General features: G+C 63.0%; 14 protein-coding genes. 10 read left to right on the top strand and 4 right to left on the bottom strand.

The window, feature by feature from the left end; translation table 11 throughout:
* The first annotated feature begins 82 nt into the window (after nt 1-82).
* From puuE to QFZ88_RS20395, 10 genes are all read left to right on the top strand, one after another.
* Entirely contained in the window at nt 83-1516 is a 1434-nt protein-coding gene (gene puuE / locus QFZ88_RS20440; protein ID WP_024925919.1) for an allantoinase PuuE, read from the top strand.
* Between the two features lie 25 nt (nt 1517-1541).
* Nucleotides 1542-2381 (top strand): bifunctional allantoicase/(S)-ureidoglycine aminohydrolase, encoded by an 840-nt coding sequence (locus QFZ88_RS20435; protein ID WP_024925918.1) that lies wholly within the window; start codon nt 1542-1544, stop codon nt 2379-2381.
* Between the two features lie 20 nt (nt 2382-2401).
* A complete protein-coding gene (locus QFZ88_RS20430) occupies nt 2402-2911 on the top strand; it encodes an ureidoglycolate lyase (RefSeq protein WP_024925917.1) in 510 nt (169 codons plus the stop codon).
* Nucleotides 2908-3501: a nucleoside deaminase gene (locus QFZ88_RS20425; RefSeq protein WP_024925916.1), complete on the top strand. Its 594-nt coding sequence runs from the start codon at nt 2908-2910 to the stop codon at nt 3499-3501. Before QFZ88_RS20430 ends, QFZ88_RS20425 begins: the two co-directional genes overlap by 4 nt.
* A 404-nt stretch (nt 3502-3905) precedes the next feature.
* Nucleotides 3906-5495 carry an ABC transporter substrate-binding protein gene (locus tag QFZ88_RS20420; protein WP_024925915.1) on the top strand — a complete coding sequence of 530 codons (1590 nt, stop codon included), beginning with the start codon at nt 3906-3908 and terminating at the stop codon, nt 5493-5495.
* A 22-nt stretch (nt 5496-5517) separates the two neighbouring features.
* Nucleotides 5518-6477: an ABC transporter permease gene (locus QFZ88_RS20415; protein WP_024925914.1), complete on the top strand. Its 960-nt coding sequence runs from the start codon at nt 5518-5520 to the stop codon at nt 6475-6477.
* A 7-nt stretch (nt 6478-6484) separates the two neighbouring features.
* On the top strand, nt 6485-7315 hold the full coding sequence (locus QFZ88_RS20410) for an ABC transporter permease (RefSeq protein ID WP_024925913.1): 831 nt from the start codon (nt 6485-6487) through the stop codon (nt 7313-7315).
* Nucleotides 7308-8972, top strand: a complete 1665-nt coding sequence (locus tag QFZ88_RS20405) for an ABC transporter ATP-binding protein (protein WP_024925912.1) — start codon at nt 7308-7310, stop codon at nt 8970-8972. Before QFZ88_RS20410 ends, QFZ88_RS20405 begins: the two co-directional genes overlap by 8 nt.
* Nucleotides 8973-9053: 81 nt before the next feature.
* A complete protein-coding gene (locus QFZ88_RS20400) occupies nt 9054-10643 on the top strand; it encodes an ABC transporter substrate-binding protein (protein WP_024925911.1) in 1590 nt (529 codons plus the stop codon).
* A 43-nt stretch (nt 10644-10686) separates the two neighbouring features.
* Nucleotides 10687-11526, top strand: coding sequence for an alkaline phosphatase family protein (locus QFZ88_RS20395; protein WP_024925910.1), 840 nt, complete (start codon nt 10687-10689; stop codon nt 11524-11526).
* A 70-nt stretch (nt 11527-11596) separates the two neighbouring features.
* On the opposite strand, the gene QFZ88_RS20390 is transcribed toward QFZ88_RS20395, so the two are convergent.
* Genes QFZ88_RS20390 through QFZ88_RS20375 form a run of 4 tightly spaced genes read right to left on the bottom strand, consistent with a single transcriptional unit; the run spans nt 11597 to nt 16197 of the window.
* Entirely contained in the window at nt 11597-12538 is a 942-nt protein-coding gene (locus tag QFZ88_RS20390) for an alpha/beta hydrolase (RefSeq protein WP_024925909.1), read from the bottom strand.
* A gap of 13 nt (nt 12539-12551) precedes the next feature.
* Nucleotides 12552-13334: a carnitinyl-CoA dehydratase gene (locus tag QFZ88_RS20385; RefSeq protein ID WP_024925908.1), complete on the bottom strand. Its 783-nt coding sequence runs from the start codon at nt 13332-13334 to the stop codon at nt 12552-12554.
* Nucleotides 13319-15466: an acetate--CoA ligase family protein gene (locus QFZ88_RS20380; protein ID WP_024925907.1), complete on the bottom strand. Its 2148-nt coding sequence runs from the start codon at nt 15464-15466 to the stop codon at nt 13319-13321. Before QFZ88_RS20380 ends, QFZ88_RS20385 begins: the two co-directional genes overlap by 16 nt.
* Nucleotides 15463-16197, bottom strand: a complete 735-nt coding sequence (locus tag QFZ88_RS20375; protein ID WP_024925906.1) for a DUF2161 domain-containing phosphodiesterase — start codon at nt 16195-16197, stop codon at nt 15463-15465. The genes QFZ88_RS20380 and QFZ88_RS20375 overlap by 4 nt, the downstream gene beginning before the upstream one ends.
* Between the last annotated feature and the right edge of the window lie 3 nt (nt 16198-16200).

Raw genomic sequence — 16200 nt, 5'->3', positions numbered from 1 at the left:
GTTTCAAAAATTTCGTGGTAATGGCCGTTCAACGCTTTGGATATCTTGGCATTACTTCCGGAGCAACCGGCAGGGAGGAATGATGCGTTACGTACGGGATATGTGCGGCTACGGAGCCAATCCGCCAGACCCGAAATGGCCCGGTGGAGCCCGCGTTGCCGTACAGTTCGTCGTCAACTACGAGGAAGGCGGCGAGAACTGCATCCTGCATGGTGACGCCGCCTCGGAAGCCTTCCTGTCCGAAGTGGTGGGCGCGGCGCCCTGGCCAGGCAAGCGCCACTGGAACATGGAATCCATCTATGAATACGGCGCCCGCGCCGGCTTCTGGCGGCTGCACCGCATGTTCACGGAGGCCGGCGTGCCCGTGACGGTCTATGGCGTTGCCTCCGCACTCGCCCGCTCGCCCGACCAGGTCGCGGCGATGGCCGATGCCGGCTGGGAGATCGCTTCGCATGGCCTGAAGTGGATCGACTACCGCGATCACGCCGAAGAGGTCGAGCGCGCTGACCTGGTGGAAGCGATCCGTCTGCACAAGGAAGTGGTGGGTGAGCGTCCGGCCGGGCTTTATGTCGGCCGCACCTCGGTGAACTCGGTGAAGCTCGCGGCCGCCGAGGGCGGTTTCGCCTGGATTTCCGACACCTATGACGATGACCTGCCCTACTGGCTCGACCATGACGGCCACGGCAATGCCATCCCGCCGCAACTGGTCATCCCCTACACGCTCGACGCCAACGACATGCGTTTCGCCACGCCGCAGGGTTTCAATTCTGGCGACCAGTTCTTTGCCTATCTGAAGGACGCCTTCGACACGCTCTATGCCGAAGGCAAGGAAGGGCGCGGCGGCATGATGAGCATCGGCCTGCATTGCCGCCTGATCGGCCGGCCCGGCCGCGCAGCCGCGCTCCAGCGTTTCGTCGACTACGTGAAAAACCACGACAAGGTATGGTTGCCGCGCCGGATCGACATTGCCAACCACTGGCGCGAACATCACCCCTACGAGCCGGCGGCGCTGCGCCCCTCGCGCATGGACAAGAGCGAGTTCGTGCAGCGCTTCGGCGGCATCTTCGAGCATTCGCCCTGGATCGCCGAGCGCGCTTATGAACTGGAACTCGGCCCGGCGCATGACAGCGCCGGCGGCCTGCACAACGCGCTCTGCCGCGCCTTCCGCTCGGCCAACGAGACCGAGCGCCTCGGCGTGTTGACCGCGCACCCGGACCTTGCCGGCAAGCTGGCGCAAGCCAAGCGACTGACCGAGGAATCGACGAGGGAACAGGCCTCCGCCGGTCTCGACGCGCTGACCGATCAGGAGCGCGAGTTGTTCTCGAAGCTCAATGCCGCCTATGTCACCACTTTCGGCTTCCCCTTCATCATCGCGGTGAAGGGCAAGTCCAAACAAGAGATCATGGCAGCCTTCGAAACCCGCATCGGCAACAGCCGTAGCGAGGAATTCGAGACCGCCTGCAAGCAGGTGGAACGCATCGCGTTGCTGCGCCTGAAAGATATCTTGCCTGCTTAGGTCTGAACCGATGGATATGATGAAGATGACCGACCGCACCTATTACGCGCCCAAGGGCGGCCTGCCGCCGCAGACCGACCTGATCACCGACCGCGCAGTTTTCACCGAAGCCTATGCGGTGATCCCCAGGCGCGAATTCAGCGATATCGTAGCGAGTTTCCTGCCCTTCTGGGACAAGACCCGGCTTTGGGTCATCGCCCGGCCGCTGTCGGGTTTTGCCGAGACCTTCTCGCAATACATCATGGAAGTTCAACCGGGCGGCGGCAGCGACAAACCCGAGCCGGACACCGGCGCGGAGGGCGTGCTGTTCGTGGTCGAGGGCGAGATCACCGTACGCCTCGACGGCAAGAGCCATGTAATGAAGCCGGGTGGCTACGCCTTCCTGCCGCCGGCGGCCAAATGGAGCCTACGCAACGAAAGCAGCGGTACCGCCCGCTTCCATTGGGTTCGCAAGGCCTATGAATTCGTCGACGGCATCGAGGCGCCCACGCCGATCTTCACCAATGAGAACGACATCGCGCCGATCGCAATGCCCGACACGGAAGGCAAATGGGCGACCACCCGCTTCGTCGATCCGACGGACCTGCGCCACGACATGCACGTCACCATCGTCACCATCGGCCCGGGCGGCGTCATCCCCTTCCCCGAGACACATGTGATGGAGCACGGGCTCTACGTTCTGGAGGGCAAGGCGGTGTATCGCCTAAACCAGGACTGGGTGGAGGTGCAGGCCGGCGACTATATGTGGCTGCGCGCCTTCTGCCCGCAGGCCTGTTATGCCGGTGGTCCCGGCAACTTCCGCTACCTCCTCTACAAGGACGTCAACCGACACATGAAACTCGGCACGCCGTTCACCAGGGGCTAGCCGGCAGGATGGATTTGCGCATGGACCGGATCGTCAAGACGCAACCGCTCACCCGCGAAGCCTTCGCCCGGTTCGGCGAGGTCATCGAGACCGAGGGCGCCCACCACTATCCGATCAACGATGGCAAGTGCGAACGCTACCATGCGCTGGCCACGGCCGAGGCCGGCGGACCGAACGGCCGCGTCATCATCAACATCTTCAAATGCGCGCCCTACGCGTTTCCACTGAAGCTGGCGATGGTGGAGCGCCACCCGCTGGGCAGCCAGGCCTTCATACCGCTGTCGCCGCGGCCATTCCTGGTGGTGGTGTGCGACGATGACGGCTCGGGGCCCGGTGAGCCGCATGCCTTCCTGACCAAGCCTGGCCAGGGCGTGAACTACAAGCGCAACCTGTGGCACTGGGTACTGACGCCGATCGGCCAGCCGCAGGATTTCCTGGTGGTGGACCGCGGTGGCGACGGCACCAACCTCGAGGAATTCTATTTCTCGCATCCCTACGAAATCCATTTGCCCGAGGACTTCCAGGCATGACCGATATTTCGCTGATCGACCGGCTGCTCGACGTGATCGAGCACGACATCGTGCCGAAAACCGAAGACGGCATCGAACACGGCAATAAATTGTTCGGCGCGGCCATCCTGCGCAAGAGCGACCGCTCGCTCGTGCTGGCGGAAACCAACAACGAGACCGAGAACCCGCTGTGGCACGGCGAGGTGCACTGCCTGAAGCGCTTCTATGAAATGCCGAAGGCCGAACGCGTCGACACCAAGGATGCCATCTTCCTGGCCACGCACGAGCCCTGCTCGCTGTGCCTGTCGGCGATCACCTGGACCGGCTTCGACAATTTCTACTATTTGTTCAGCCATGAGGATTCGCGCGACTCGTTCGCGATCCCGCACGATCTGAAGATCCTGAAAGAGGTCTTCACGCTCGAGCCGGGCGGTTACAATGCCGAGAACGCCTATTGGAAAAGCTATTCGCTGCGTCGCCTGGTCCGTGAATTGCCGCAGGCCGATCGTGCTCGGCTGGAAGGCCGCATCGCCGCCATCGCCGGCAAATATGATGCCCTCTCGGCCGAATATCAGGACGGCAAGGCCGACAACGACATCCCGCTGAACTAGAGGCTCTCGGCATCCGGTACCGCCTTTGATGTCGAGGGTACGGGGTTACGCGCGGCCCACCCGCGCGTTACAGGAACATCGACACGGCCTCGCTCGCACCGCGTCGCAAACAGGATACTCTTCCAGCGATGGCGCAGAAGGCGCCCGTCATTAGGCCAGGAATCCGCGTTCGACCCGCTGAATCCACGATTTTTGCCCGCAACAGCCGAGGATCAGCGGCAACTGAGCCGCCAATTCCGAAAAGGCGAAAAACCGCACGCGCACGACCTGCTCAAAAACGACACGCCATATGCGGCACTGCATGTCGCATCCTGCCTTGCGCCTAAGTTTCCCTTACGTCCATTATCCTCCTCACAAGAATAAGAAATCGACCAAAACGGTCGAACCAAAAGAGTGAGGAACCAATGTCGAATGAACTCGAATATCTGAGCCGTCGTGTGGCTGCCGGCAAGCTGAACCGTCGCGACTTTCTCGGTCGCGCGGCGGCGCTCGGAGTTAGCGCAGCGTTTGCCAATACGCTGCTTTCCGACGCGGCGAAGGCCGAAGGCCCGGTCAAGGGCGGCACGCTGAAGGCAGGCATGCAGGGCGGCGCCGCCACCGACAGCCTCGATCCCGCACTCTGGGCCAGCCAGGTTCCCTACACGTTCGGTCGCTGCTGGGGCGAGCAGATGGTGGAAGTGACGCCGACCGGCGGCATCGAACCCAAGCTTGCCGAAAGCTACGAAGCTTCAGACGACGCCAAGACCTGGACCTTCAAGATCCGCAAGGGCGTGACCTTCCACAACGGCAAGGAGCTGACGCCGCAGGACATCGTGGCGACGTTGGAGCGCCATGGCGACAAGAACTCGAAATCGGCGGCGCTGGCCTTCATCTCCGAGTTCGATACCGTCAAGGCTGATGGCGGCAACGTCGTCATCAAGCTGAAGGAACCGAATGCCGACCTGCCCTATGTGGTGGCCGACTATCACCTGATGATCCAGCCGAATGGCGGCAAGGACAACCCGACCGCCGGCATCGGCACCGGCCCGTACAAGGTTGTGACCAACGAGCCGGGCGTGCGCCACGCAGGCGCCCGCCACGAGGGCCATTGGGACCAGGCCAAGCGCGGCCACGCCGACCAGATCGAGATCATCGTCATCAATGACGCTACCGCGCGCACCTCTGCATTGCAGGGTGGCCAGGTCCACATGATCAACCGCGTCGAACCGAAGATCGTGTCGCTGGTCAAGCGCGTGCCGGGCGTGACCATCCGCAACGTCGCCGGCAAGGGCCACTATGTCTTCATCGCCCATTGCAACACCGCGCCGTTCGACAACAACGACCTGAGGCTTGCGCTGAAATACGCCGTCGACCGCGACGAGATGGTGCAGAAGATTCTCGGCGGCTACGGCACGGTCGGCAACGATATGCCGGTGAGCAAGGCCTACGCGCTGTACTCCGACGATATCGAGCAGCGCAAATACGATCCCGACAAGGCGAAGTTCCATTTCAAGAAGTCGGGGCATTCCGGCCCGGTGCTGCTGCGCACCTCGGACGTCGCCTTCCCGGGCGCGGTCGACGCCGCCCAGCTCTACCAGCAGAGCGCCGCGAAAGCCGGCATCCAGATCGACGTCAAGCGCGAGCCGGGCGACGGGTACTGGTCGGAAGTGTGGAACAAGCAGCCCTTCTCGATGTCTTACTGGACCGGCCGCCCGACGCAGGATCAGGTCTATTCGGTCGCCTATCTCAAGAATGCCGAATGGAACGATACCCGCTTCTTCCGCGACGATTTCGACAAGCTGATCCTGCAGGCGCGCTCGGAACTCGATGCGGCCAAGCGCAAGACGCTCTACCGCCAGGCCGGCGTGATGCTGCGCGATGAAGGCGGTGTCATCGTTCCGATGTTCAACGACTATATCGATGCAACCAGCGCCAAGGTCGGCGGCTGGGTGGACGACGTGAACAGCGAATTGATGAATGGTCACGCCCTGACCAAATGCTGGCTGCAGGCGTGAACCGGGCCCGGTGTCCGTGGGCATGAGTTCGCCGATCCTGAAACTGATTGCCCAGCGCATCGCGCTGGGCATTCTGCTCCTCTTCGCCGTCTCCGTGTTGATCTTCGTCGGCACGCAGATCCTGCCGGGCGACGTCGCCCAGTCCATCCTCGGCCAGTCGGCGACGGCTGAATCTCTGGCCAACCTGCGCGAGGCACTCGGCCTCAACGACCCCGCCTACATCCGCTATTTCAAATGGCTGGGCGGTGTTTTGACCGGCAATCTCGGCACCGCGCTTTCGTCGGGCCAGGACATCGCCTCCTCCATCAAAGGACGGCTGTGGAACACGCTGTTCCTCGCCTTTTGGGCCGCAGCGGTTTCAGTGCCGCTGGCCATCGGGCTCGGCCTGCTCGCCGTGCGCTACCGCAACGGTTTCGTCGACAAGCTGATTTCAGGCCTGGCGCTGGCCTCGACTTCGCTGCCGGAATTCTTCATCGGCTACCTGCTCGTCTATTTCTTCGCGGTGCAGTGGCAGATCTTCCCGGGCATCTCGACCGTCTATGACGGTATGCCCTTCCTAGAACGCATGAAGGCCATCGCGCTACCGGCGACCGCGCTGACACTTGTGGTGCTTGCTCACATGATGCGCATGACGCGTGCGGCGATCCTCAACGTCATGCAGTCGGCCTATATCGAGACGGCCGAACTGAAGGGCTTGTCGCCTTTCGAGATCATCCGCAAACACGCCTTCCCCAACGCGATCGCGCCGGTGGTGAACGTGGTGATGCTGAACCTCGCTTATCTGGTGGTCGGCGTCGTCGTAGTGGAAGTGATCTTCGTCTATCCCGGCATGGGGCAATATCTGGTCGATCATGTCGCCAAGCGCGATGTGCCGGTGGTGCAGGCCGTCGGGCTGATCTTCGCGGCCGTCTACATCACGCTCAACATCATCGCCGACATCGCCGCCATCCTTGCCAATCCCCGGCTCAGGCATCCGAAATGAGGGCCGCGTGACTGGTTTGAGACATATCCCCATCACCGCCTGGATCGGCCTGATCCTCACCGCATTGTTCCTGATCTGCGCCATCTTCGCGCCCTGGATTGCCCCCTTCGGCAATGGCGAGATCGTCGGCGATGTCTGGGCGCCGATGTCGTCGGACCATCTGCTGGGCACCGACAATCTCGGCCGCGATCTGCTCTCGCGCATGATCTACGGCGCCCGCATCACCATCTTCATCGCGGTACTGGCGACCGCGCTGTCCTTCTGCCTCGGCTCCATTCTCGGCTTCACGGCAGCGACAGTCGGCGGCAAGTTCGACATGCTGATGTCGCGCTTCGTCGATCTCCTGATGGCGATCCCGACACTGATCTTCGCACTTGTGGTGCTGTCGGTGCTTCCGACAACGGTTGTCACGCTGATCCTGGTGATGGGCATTCTGGATTCCACCCGCGTCTACCGGCTGTCGCGCGCGGTGGCGGTCGACATCAACGTCATGGATTTCGTCGAGGCCGCCAAATTGCGCGGCGAAGGCATGGGCTGGATCATCTTCCGCGAAATCCTGCCCAACGCGCTGTCGCCGCTGGTGTCGGAACTCGGCCTGCGCTTCATCTATGCGGTGCTGTTCTTGTCGGCGCTGTCCTTCCTCGGTCTCGGCGTGCAACCGCCGGACGCCGACTGGGGCGGTATGGTCAAGGAAAACAAGGACGGCATTGTCTTCGGCATTCCCGCGGCCCTAATCCCGGCTGCCGCGATTGCCGTGCTCGCCATTTCCGTCAACCTCGTCGCCGACTGGGTGCTGAACCGCACCTCGGACCTGAAGGGAGGGCGCGGCAATGGCTAAGGCGCAGGCGACCACACCCAAACCCGACATGCTGCTCGATATCCGCAACCTCAGGATCGAAGCCAGGGTGTTTCCGCCCGGCGAAGCGCCGAAGAAGGTGACGTTGGTGCACGATGTTTCGCTGACGCTGAAACCTGGCAAGGTGCTTGGCCTGATCGGGGAATCCGGCGCTGGAAAATCGACCATTGGCCTCTCCTCCATGGCCTATGGTCGCGGCGGCGTGAAGATCACCGGCGGCGAGGTGGTATTCAACGGGCGTGATATCCTGAAGCTCGGCACCAAGGGGGTACGCAAGCTGCGCGGACGCGAAGTCTGCTATGTGGCACAGTCGGCGGCAGCCGCCTTCAACCCCGCGCACAAGTTGATGGACCAGGTGGTGGAAGCCGCGCTGCTGCACGGCGTTGCCACGCGTGCCGAGGCGGAAAAGCGCGCAATCGCGCTGTTCAAGAAACTCAGCCTGCCCAATCCCGAAACCATCGGCAACCGCTACCCGCACCAGGTTTCCGGCGGCCAGCTGCAACGCGTGATGACGGCGATGGCGCTGTGTTCCGAGCCAGACCTGATCGTCTTCGACGAGCCGACGACGGCACTGGACGTGACGACGCAGATCGACGTTCTGGCGGCGATCAAGGACGCGATCCGCGACACGCACGTCGCGGCCCTCTACATCAGCCACGACCTTGCGGTGGTGGCGCAGGTGGCCGACGACATCATGGTGCTGAGGCACGGCCGGCTGGTCGAACGCGGCGACACCCACCAGATCATCAAGGAGCCGCACGAAGACTACACCCGCGCGCTGGTTTCGGTACACGAGATAGACCACACCGAAAAGCCGGCAAGCCCCGCGCCCGTCCTCTCGGTCAAGAACGTCACGGCCGCCTATGGCGGCGGCACGGTCAAGGTGCTCAAGGATGTTTCGGTCGACCTCCATCCCGGCCAGACGCTGGCGGTGGTGGGCGAATCCGGCTCCGGCAAGTCGACGCTGGCGCGCGCCATCACCGGGCTGCTGCCGCCGCTGGAGGGATCGATCAGCTTCGACGGGCGCACACTGTCGAAACGGCTGGCCGAACGGCCAAAGGAAGACCTCAGACAATTGCAGATGATCTACCAGATGGCGGACGTCGCGATGAACCCGCGCCAGACCGTCGGCACCATCATCGGCCGGCCGCTCGAGTTCTATTTCGGCATGCGGGGCAAGGAACGCGACCAGCGCGTCGCCGAACTGCTCGACAAGATCGAGATGGGCAAGGGTTTCCTCGACCGCTATCCGGCCGAACTTTCCGGTGGCCAGAAGCAGCGCGTCTGCATTGCGCGCGCGCTTGCCGCCAAGCCGAAGCTGATCATCTGCGACGAGGTGACTTCGGCGCTCGACCCGCTGGTGGCGAACGGCATTCTGAAACTGCTGCTCGAGCTCCAGCAGGAAGAGAAGGTAGCCTATCTGTTCATCACCCACGACATCGCCACGGTGAAGTCGATCGCCGACGCGATCGCCGTCATGTATCGCGGCGAGGTGGTTCGCTACGGGCCGAAGAGCCAGGTTCTGGCGCCGCCCTTCGATGCCTATACCGACCTTTTGCTCTCTTCCGTGCCGGAGATGGAACAGGGTTGGCTGGAAGGCGCAATCAAGGGCCGGCGCATGGAGAGCGCCGGCAACTAACTGTCATCGGCCCGCAACGAGCGGCCGCCACTGTGACCATCTTGAGGCCAGACTGGCCCGAAACAGGGAAGGAAGCAGACCATGACAACCGAACTCGACCATCTCGCCAAACTGGCCGGCAAGGGCGGCATCAGCCGCCGCGATTTTCTCGGCCGCGCCGCGGCACTCGGCGTGACCGCAGCCATGGCGGGTACGCTTGCCGATCGCGCCTTCGCGCAGACCCCGAAGAAGGGCGGTATCCTCAAGGCAGGCCTGCAGGGTGGTGAGTCGACCAACAGCCTCGATCCCGCGTTGAACCTCAGCCAGGTCACCTTCAATTTCTGCAAGCAGTGGGGCGAGTTCCTCAACCGGCTGAAGCCGGACGGCAGTCTCGAGAACATGATCGCCGAGGAGATCGGCTCGTCCGACGATGCCAAGGTCTGGACCATCAAGGTCCGTGACGGCATTGAATTCCACAACGGCAAGACCGTTGGCGCCGAGGATGTGGCCGCCACGCTGGAACGCCATGCCGACGAGAAGTCCAAATCGGGCGCGCTCGGCGTGCTCAAGAACATCAAGACGATGAAGGCTGCCGGCAAGGAAGTGATCGTCACGCTGGCCGAACCGGATGCCGACTTCCCCTACCTGATGGCCGACTATCACCTGGTCATCCAGCCGAACGGCGGCAAGGACAATCCGAATGCCGGCATCAGCGCCGGGCCTTACAAGGTCAAAGTCAACGAACCGGGCGTGCGCCATGGCGGCGAACGTTTCGCCAATTACTGGGGCGGCGACAAGCTCGGCCATGCCGACCAGATCGAGATCGTGGTCATCAACGACGCGACGGCGCGGCTGGCCGCGCTGCAGGGCGGCCAGGTGCATTTCATCAACCGCGTCGAGCCGAAGGTGGTGAACCTCGTCAAGCGCGTTGCCGGCGTCACCGTGGAGGCAACTTCAGGCCGCGGCTTCTATCCCTTCAACATGTTCTGTGACACCGCGCCCTTCGACAACAACGACCTCAGGATGGCGCTCAAGCTTGCGATGGACCGCGAGGAGCTACTGACCAAGATCCTGTTCGGATACGGGTCCGTCGGCAATGACTTCCCGATCAACCAGGCCTATCCGCTTTTCCCGGCCGACATCGAACAGCGCAAGTTCGATCCGGAAAAGGCCGCCGAGCATTACAAGAAGTCGGGCCACAGCGGCTCGATCCTGCTGCGCACCTCCGATGTCGCGTTCCCCGGCGCGGTCGATGCCGCCCAGCTCTACCAGCAGAGCTGCGCCAAGGCGGGCATCAAGATCGAGATCAAGCGCGAGCCGGGCGACGGCTACTGGTCGGAAGTGTGGAACAAGAAGCCGTTCTCGCTTTCCTATTGGGGCGGGCGCGCCACCCAGGCACAGATGTACGCGACGGCGCTTGTCTCGACGGCAGACTGGAACGACACGCGTTTCAAACGGCCCGAATTCGACCAGTTGCTGATGAAGGCACGCGGCGAACTCGACCAGGACAAGCGCAAGGTGCTGTTCCATGACATGGCGATGCTGGTGCGCGACCAGGGCGGCATGGTCGTGCCGTTCTTCAACCAGTTCATCGATGCGGCGGCCACCAGCAAGGTGGATGGCTGGGTCGCCAATCCGCAAGGCGAGATGATGGACGGTTATGCCCTGGCCTCGTGCTGGCTGAAGGCCTGAGAAATGCAATGCCGCGCCATGCGGCGGAGAAGGAAACTGCCGCATGGCGCTCAAATCCAAGCTTCTGCTCATCATTCTCGACGGCGTGCCGTACCGCAACTGGCGGCGGCTGTTCGGCAACCTTGAGGGATGGGTGCAATCGGGCGCGGCACGGGTGTGGAAGATGCGCTCGGTGCTGCCGTCCACCTCAGCCTGTTGCTACGCCTCGATCCATACCGGGGTGCCGCCGCAGCAGCACGGAATCCTTTCCAACGAGAACCGCTTCCGCGTCACCCAGCCGGACCTGTTCTCCGAAATATCGAAGGCCGGCGGCAAGACCGGCGCCGTGACCCATTCCTACTGGTCCGAGTTCTTCCGGCGCTATCCCTTCGATCTCGTCGAGGACATGGAATATGACGAACCGGGCGGACCGATCACGCATGGCCGGTTCCACACCATGACCGGCTACAACCACAAGAACCAGATGACGCCGAGCGACGTCGACCTGTTTGCCACGCTGACCATGCTGACCCGGCGTTTTTCGATCGACTATGGCATCCTGCATACCTGCACGCTGGACTCGATGGGACACCGCTTCGGTCACGACTGCATCGAAATGGACCATGCCTGCTACGCCATGGACGGCATGCTAGCGGCCTTCCTGCCGCAATGGCTGGACGCAGACTATGAGGTGGTCGTCACCGCCGACCACGGCCAGACCGACCGCGGCCACCATGGCGGGCGCGAGGACGAACAGCAGGATTTCGCGCTCTATTATTTCGGCGCCGCGGAAGGCCCCGACCCGGGCGCGCTGCTCGACCAGTTGCAACTGGCGCCGAGCATATTGGAACGTCTCGGCGTGGCGGTACCGGCGACGATGCAGGCCGGACCGTTTCTGCGCTGAGCTGTTCGGCATATGGCGGCGGGAGAAACCCAGGCCGTCGATCAGCGCCTCATCGTCGTAGGGTGTAGGCTCACCACACCCATTCGCCAGCACCCAGCCGGCCGACTGCCTCGACGATCCGCGTAAAACTTTCGCGGGCGCGCTTCACCGTATGGCGGGCGCGCAAATAGCCATGCACCAACCCTTGTTCTTCATGCCAGAAAGCCTTGCCGCGGGTGGTGAGGATACGGTCCCTATAGGCCTCCCCATCCGAAGACAGTGGATCGCATTCGGCGGTGATGACGATGGTGGGCGGCAGGTCGGAAAAATCGCGATCGAGCAGCGGCGCGAGAGTAGCATCGCCGATCCTGCCCTCACCGCCGGTGCGGATATCCTTGTAGAAGATCAGATCCCGCATGGTCAGCATCGGCGCTTCAGCGTGGGTGATGTAAGAACCCTTGGTCTGATCGCCACCGAGACCGGGATAGATTAGCACCTGGCCGACTGCGCGGCGCGGGTGGGCACGCGTGGCGTGCGCAACCGCCGAGGCCAGATTGCCCCCCGCGCTGTCGCCGACCAGCAGGATCGGCAAGGCAGTGCTCGAGACAGCCCAATGGAACGCTGCCACCGCGTCGTCGAAGGCGGCCGGGTGGCGATGCTCCGGCGCCAACCGATAGTCGACGGAGACGACCTCATAACCGGTTCGGGCACACAATTCTGCGCAGACATCGTCATGGCTTTCGAGACCGCCGACAACGAAGCCGCCGCCGTGGAAATAAAGCACAAATGCCTTCGCTGCCTCGTCCCGATGGCGATAGATGCGGATGGGAATGGCGCGATCAGGCGTCTCGATCGCGGTCGTTTCCACCGTAACGCCCTCGGGATAACCGGCGAAGAACTCGCGGCACATGCGGTCATAGACGACGCGCTGCTGCTCGATCGTGTAGTCGATGGTGTCGGGCGGATAATAGGAATTGGTCTTCTCGATGAAGGCCCAGGTCTCGGCGTCGATCAGCTTCGCATAGTCGGTCATGGCAGTTGGCCGCTCACCTTCCCTTCCACACCGGGTCGCGCTTTTCGGCGAAAGCCTTGAAGCCTTCGAGATTGTCTTCGGAGGCGTAGAGCTCGTCGACGGTGCGGAACTGGCGCTTGGTGATCCAGTTCATGGCATCCTGGAAAGTCATGGCCTCGGCCGCGCGCGCGACCTCCTTGATGGCGGAGAAGACAAGCGGCGGGCCGCCTGCCAGCAGGCGCGCAATCTCCCATACGCGATCTTCAAGTTTGTCGGCCGGCAGCACCTCGTTTACAAGGCCCCAGCGGTGCGCCTCCTGTACGTCCATCCAGCGGCCGGTGAGCAAAAGGTCCATGGCGACGTGATAGGGAATGCGCTTCGGCAGCTTGATGGTGGCGGCATCGGCCAGCGTGCCGGCGCGGATCTCCGGCAGCGCGAAGCTCGAATGGTCGGAGGCGTAGATCAGGTCGCAAGAGAGCGCCAGTTCGAAGCCGCCGCCCACCGCCATGCCGTTGACGCAGGCGATGACCGGCTTATTGAGGTCGCGCAATTCCTGCAGGCCGGCAAAGCCGCCAACGCCATAGTCGCCATCCACCGCGTCACCGGCGGCTGCCGCCTTCAGGTCCCAGCCGGCCGAGAAGAACTTGTCGCCGGCGGTCTTGACGATGGCGACGCGCAGTTCCGGATCGTCGCGGAAAGCCTTGAAGGTTTCGCCCAGCAGGCGCGATGTCTTCAGGTCGATGGCATTGGCTTTCGGCCGATCGAGCGTGACTTCGAGGATGACACCCTCGCGGCGGGTTGTTACGACGTCAGACATTCTTCTTCTCCTTCGGCGAAAGCGCCTGCCATCTTTTCCGTGGCCGTGTGGGCGGTGGTAACCATCAATGCATCGGCGATCCATGCGCCCTTGCCTTCGGCGCAGACGATCAGCGGGTTGATGTCCAGTTCCTCGATCTCGTCGGCATGGGCGATGGCGAAACCGGCGATCTTCTCGATGGCCGCGATGGCCGCGCCAAGGTCGGCTTTTGCCCGGCCGCGATAGCCGTCGAGCAGCGGAAACAGTCTAAGGCTGCGCAGCGCCGTCTCGATCTCGGGTCGCGTGGCAGGCAGGAGCAGCGTGGCGCTGTCCTTCAGAAGTTCGACCAGCACGCCGCCAGTTCCCACCGTCATCACCGGGCCGAAGATCGGATCGCGGGTCAGGCCGACGATCAGCTCCGCGATGCCGCCCGCCACCATGGCCTCGACATAGAGACCGCGACCGAGCGGAAGCAGTGCCGTGGCGGCATCGCGCACATCCTCGATGCTCTTGAGGTTGAGGCGCACAGCACCAAGCTCGCTTTTGTGGGCGACGCCAAGTGCCTTGAGCGCCACCGGAAAACCGAGTGCAGCTGCCGCATCGACGGCTTCGGCGACGCTTGCCGCGCGACGACCGCGCGGCACCGGCAGCCCGGCTGCCGCCAGCATGGCCTTTGCAGCGGCTTCATCGGGCGTATTGCGGCCTTGCCCGAACGCGCCGGATTGACCTCCGAGCAACGCGGGAACGGCAGGCTTGCGCCAAGCTTCACCGACAAAGACCGCTGCTTCGGCGGCATCAAAAGCTTCGGCTATACCATGGATCGGCACGATGCCGCGCCGGAGCAGTTCAGTGGAATGATCTTCCGACAGGTTTTCGCCCATCGAGGCAACGATGGCGCCACGCGCGCCGTTGGTCTTCAACGCTTCCTCGAAAGCATTGACCGTCGGCCACCAGTCGGCGTCCGAGCAGCGATCGGTGCGCGGGAAATCCAGCACCAGCATGTTCAGGCCAAAACCGCCCGAGACCATCGCAGAGAAAGTCGCCGTCAGCGCCTCCTGCTTGCCCCAGATATAGGTGTTGTAGTCAAGTGGATTGGCCACAGCGACGAGCGGGCCGAGCGTCTCCTGCACGCGCGCGCCATGCGCCTCAGTCAAAGCCGGGAAATGCACGAGCCGGCCCTCGGCTGTATCGGCCATGACGGATGCCTCTCCGCCGGAACAACTCATGGAGGACAAGGTCGGCTTCTCCAGCGGCCCTACCGCGTGCAGGAGCTTCAGCGTCTCCAGGAAAGACGGAATGGTGTCGACGCGCGGAATGCCGAGCCGCTTGAGGAAAGCATCCGACGCAGCGTCTGAACCCGCAAGCGAGGCAGTGTGCGAGATGGTGGCGGCACGCGCCTGTTCGGAGCGGCCGACCTTCATGGCGACGATCGGTTTCTTCAATTCGCGCGCCCGCGCCGCCAACCGCTCGAAACCGTCGACCTTGTCGAACCCCTCGATATGCAGGCCGAGGCTGGAAACGCGGTCGTCCTCGATGAGGCCAAGCGCCATTTCGGAGAGACCGGTCTGCGCCTGATTGCCCGCCGTCATCAGGAAAGCAACCGGCAGGCCGCGCATCTGCATGGTGAGGTTGCATGCGATGTTGGAGGATTGCGTGATGATGGCGGTGCCCTTCTCGCCTTCCACCAAACGGCGACCGCCATGCTGGTCGGGCCACAACAGCGCGCCGTCGGCATAGTTGATCAACCCGTAGCAGTTCGGGCCGATGATCGGCATGTCGCCGGCAGCTTCGATCAGCGCCTGCTGCAAATCCTGCCCTTCAGCCTCGTAATGCGCGGTCTCGCGAAAACCGGCCGCGAAGCAGATGGCGCCGCCGGCACCGGCCGCGCTCAATTCGCGCACCACGTCGATGGTGAGGTGGCGATTGACGCCGATGAAGGTAGCATCCGGCGCGTGCGGCAGCTCCGCGAGCGAACGATAGGCCTTGACCCCGGCGACCTCGTCCTTTGTCGGGTGGACCGGCCAGATTTCGCCGGCAAAGCCCATCTTCAGCGATTGCTTGACGACGTTGGGCGCAAAGAAGCCGCCGCCGACAACCGCGATGGATTTCGGACGCAGCAAACGGGAAAGGTCGCGGATACGAGGCAATGTCATGGCTTTGCAATCACAGAAATGTTGTCGGCGCCGGATGCCGCCGCGCGGAGATTTTCAAGTTCGGACAGATATTCCGACGTTGCCGTCACACCTTTCGGGCTCAGCGCGTAGATGCCGGCGCTGACGCGCTCGAACCAGCCATAGTGGTTGTCGGTCATCAGGCGGCGGGCATGCGCGACATTCGTCTGGCGAGCGACTTCGGCCGCTTTTGTCGGGCCCTGTTCGTCAAGCAGTTTCAGGCAGCGCAGTGCTTCCTGGCGGTAGCCGGTCACCAGGTTGCGGCGGGTCGCGCCGCCGAGGTTCGGATCGCCGACCAATCTTTCGAATTCGCGCAGCAGCCGCGTTTTGCGTGGCTTCGACTGCCGCGGCTTGTACGGCGCGGGATCGCAATGGATTTCCGTGAAACCATCCGCAAGTCGGACCGTAATCAGGCCAAGACCAAGCCGCCGGCACAGCTTCCTGTTGTCGACCAGCGCCTTCAGCGAAGCCCGGCCTGTTCCACGCGGCACGGCGATGTAGACCGCGTCGCTGATTGTCTGACGCTGGATGGCCTGATGAAACAGGGAAAGCGAGAAGCCGGCCTTCAGTTCGACAATGACCGGATCGTCGCCATCGCGCACCGCCACGATGTCGGCGGCGCCAACCTCGCCCTTGACCATGTAGCCCTGCGTTTCGAGCAGGCGCTTCACAGGCAGATATAGGTCGGTTTCCCTGATGCCGGTCTTCGCCATTTC

This window comes from Mesorhizobium sp. YL-MeA3-2017 (assembly GCF_030814575.1).
GTDB lineage: Bacteria > Pseudomonadota > Alphaproteobacteria > Rhizobiales > Rhizobiaceae > Mesorhizobium > Mesorhizobium terrae.
Note: the sequence above shows the minus strand (reverse complement) of the source record. Positions and strands in the feature narration are given on the sequence as shown.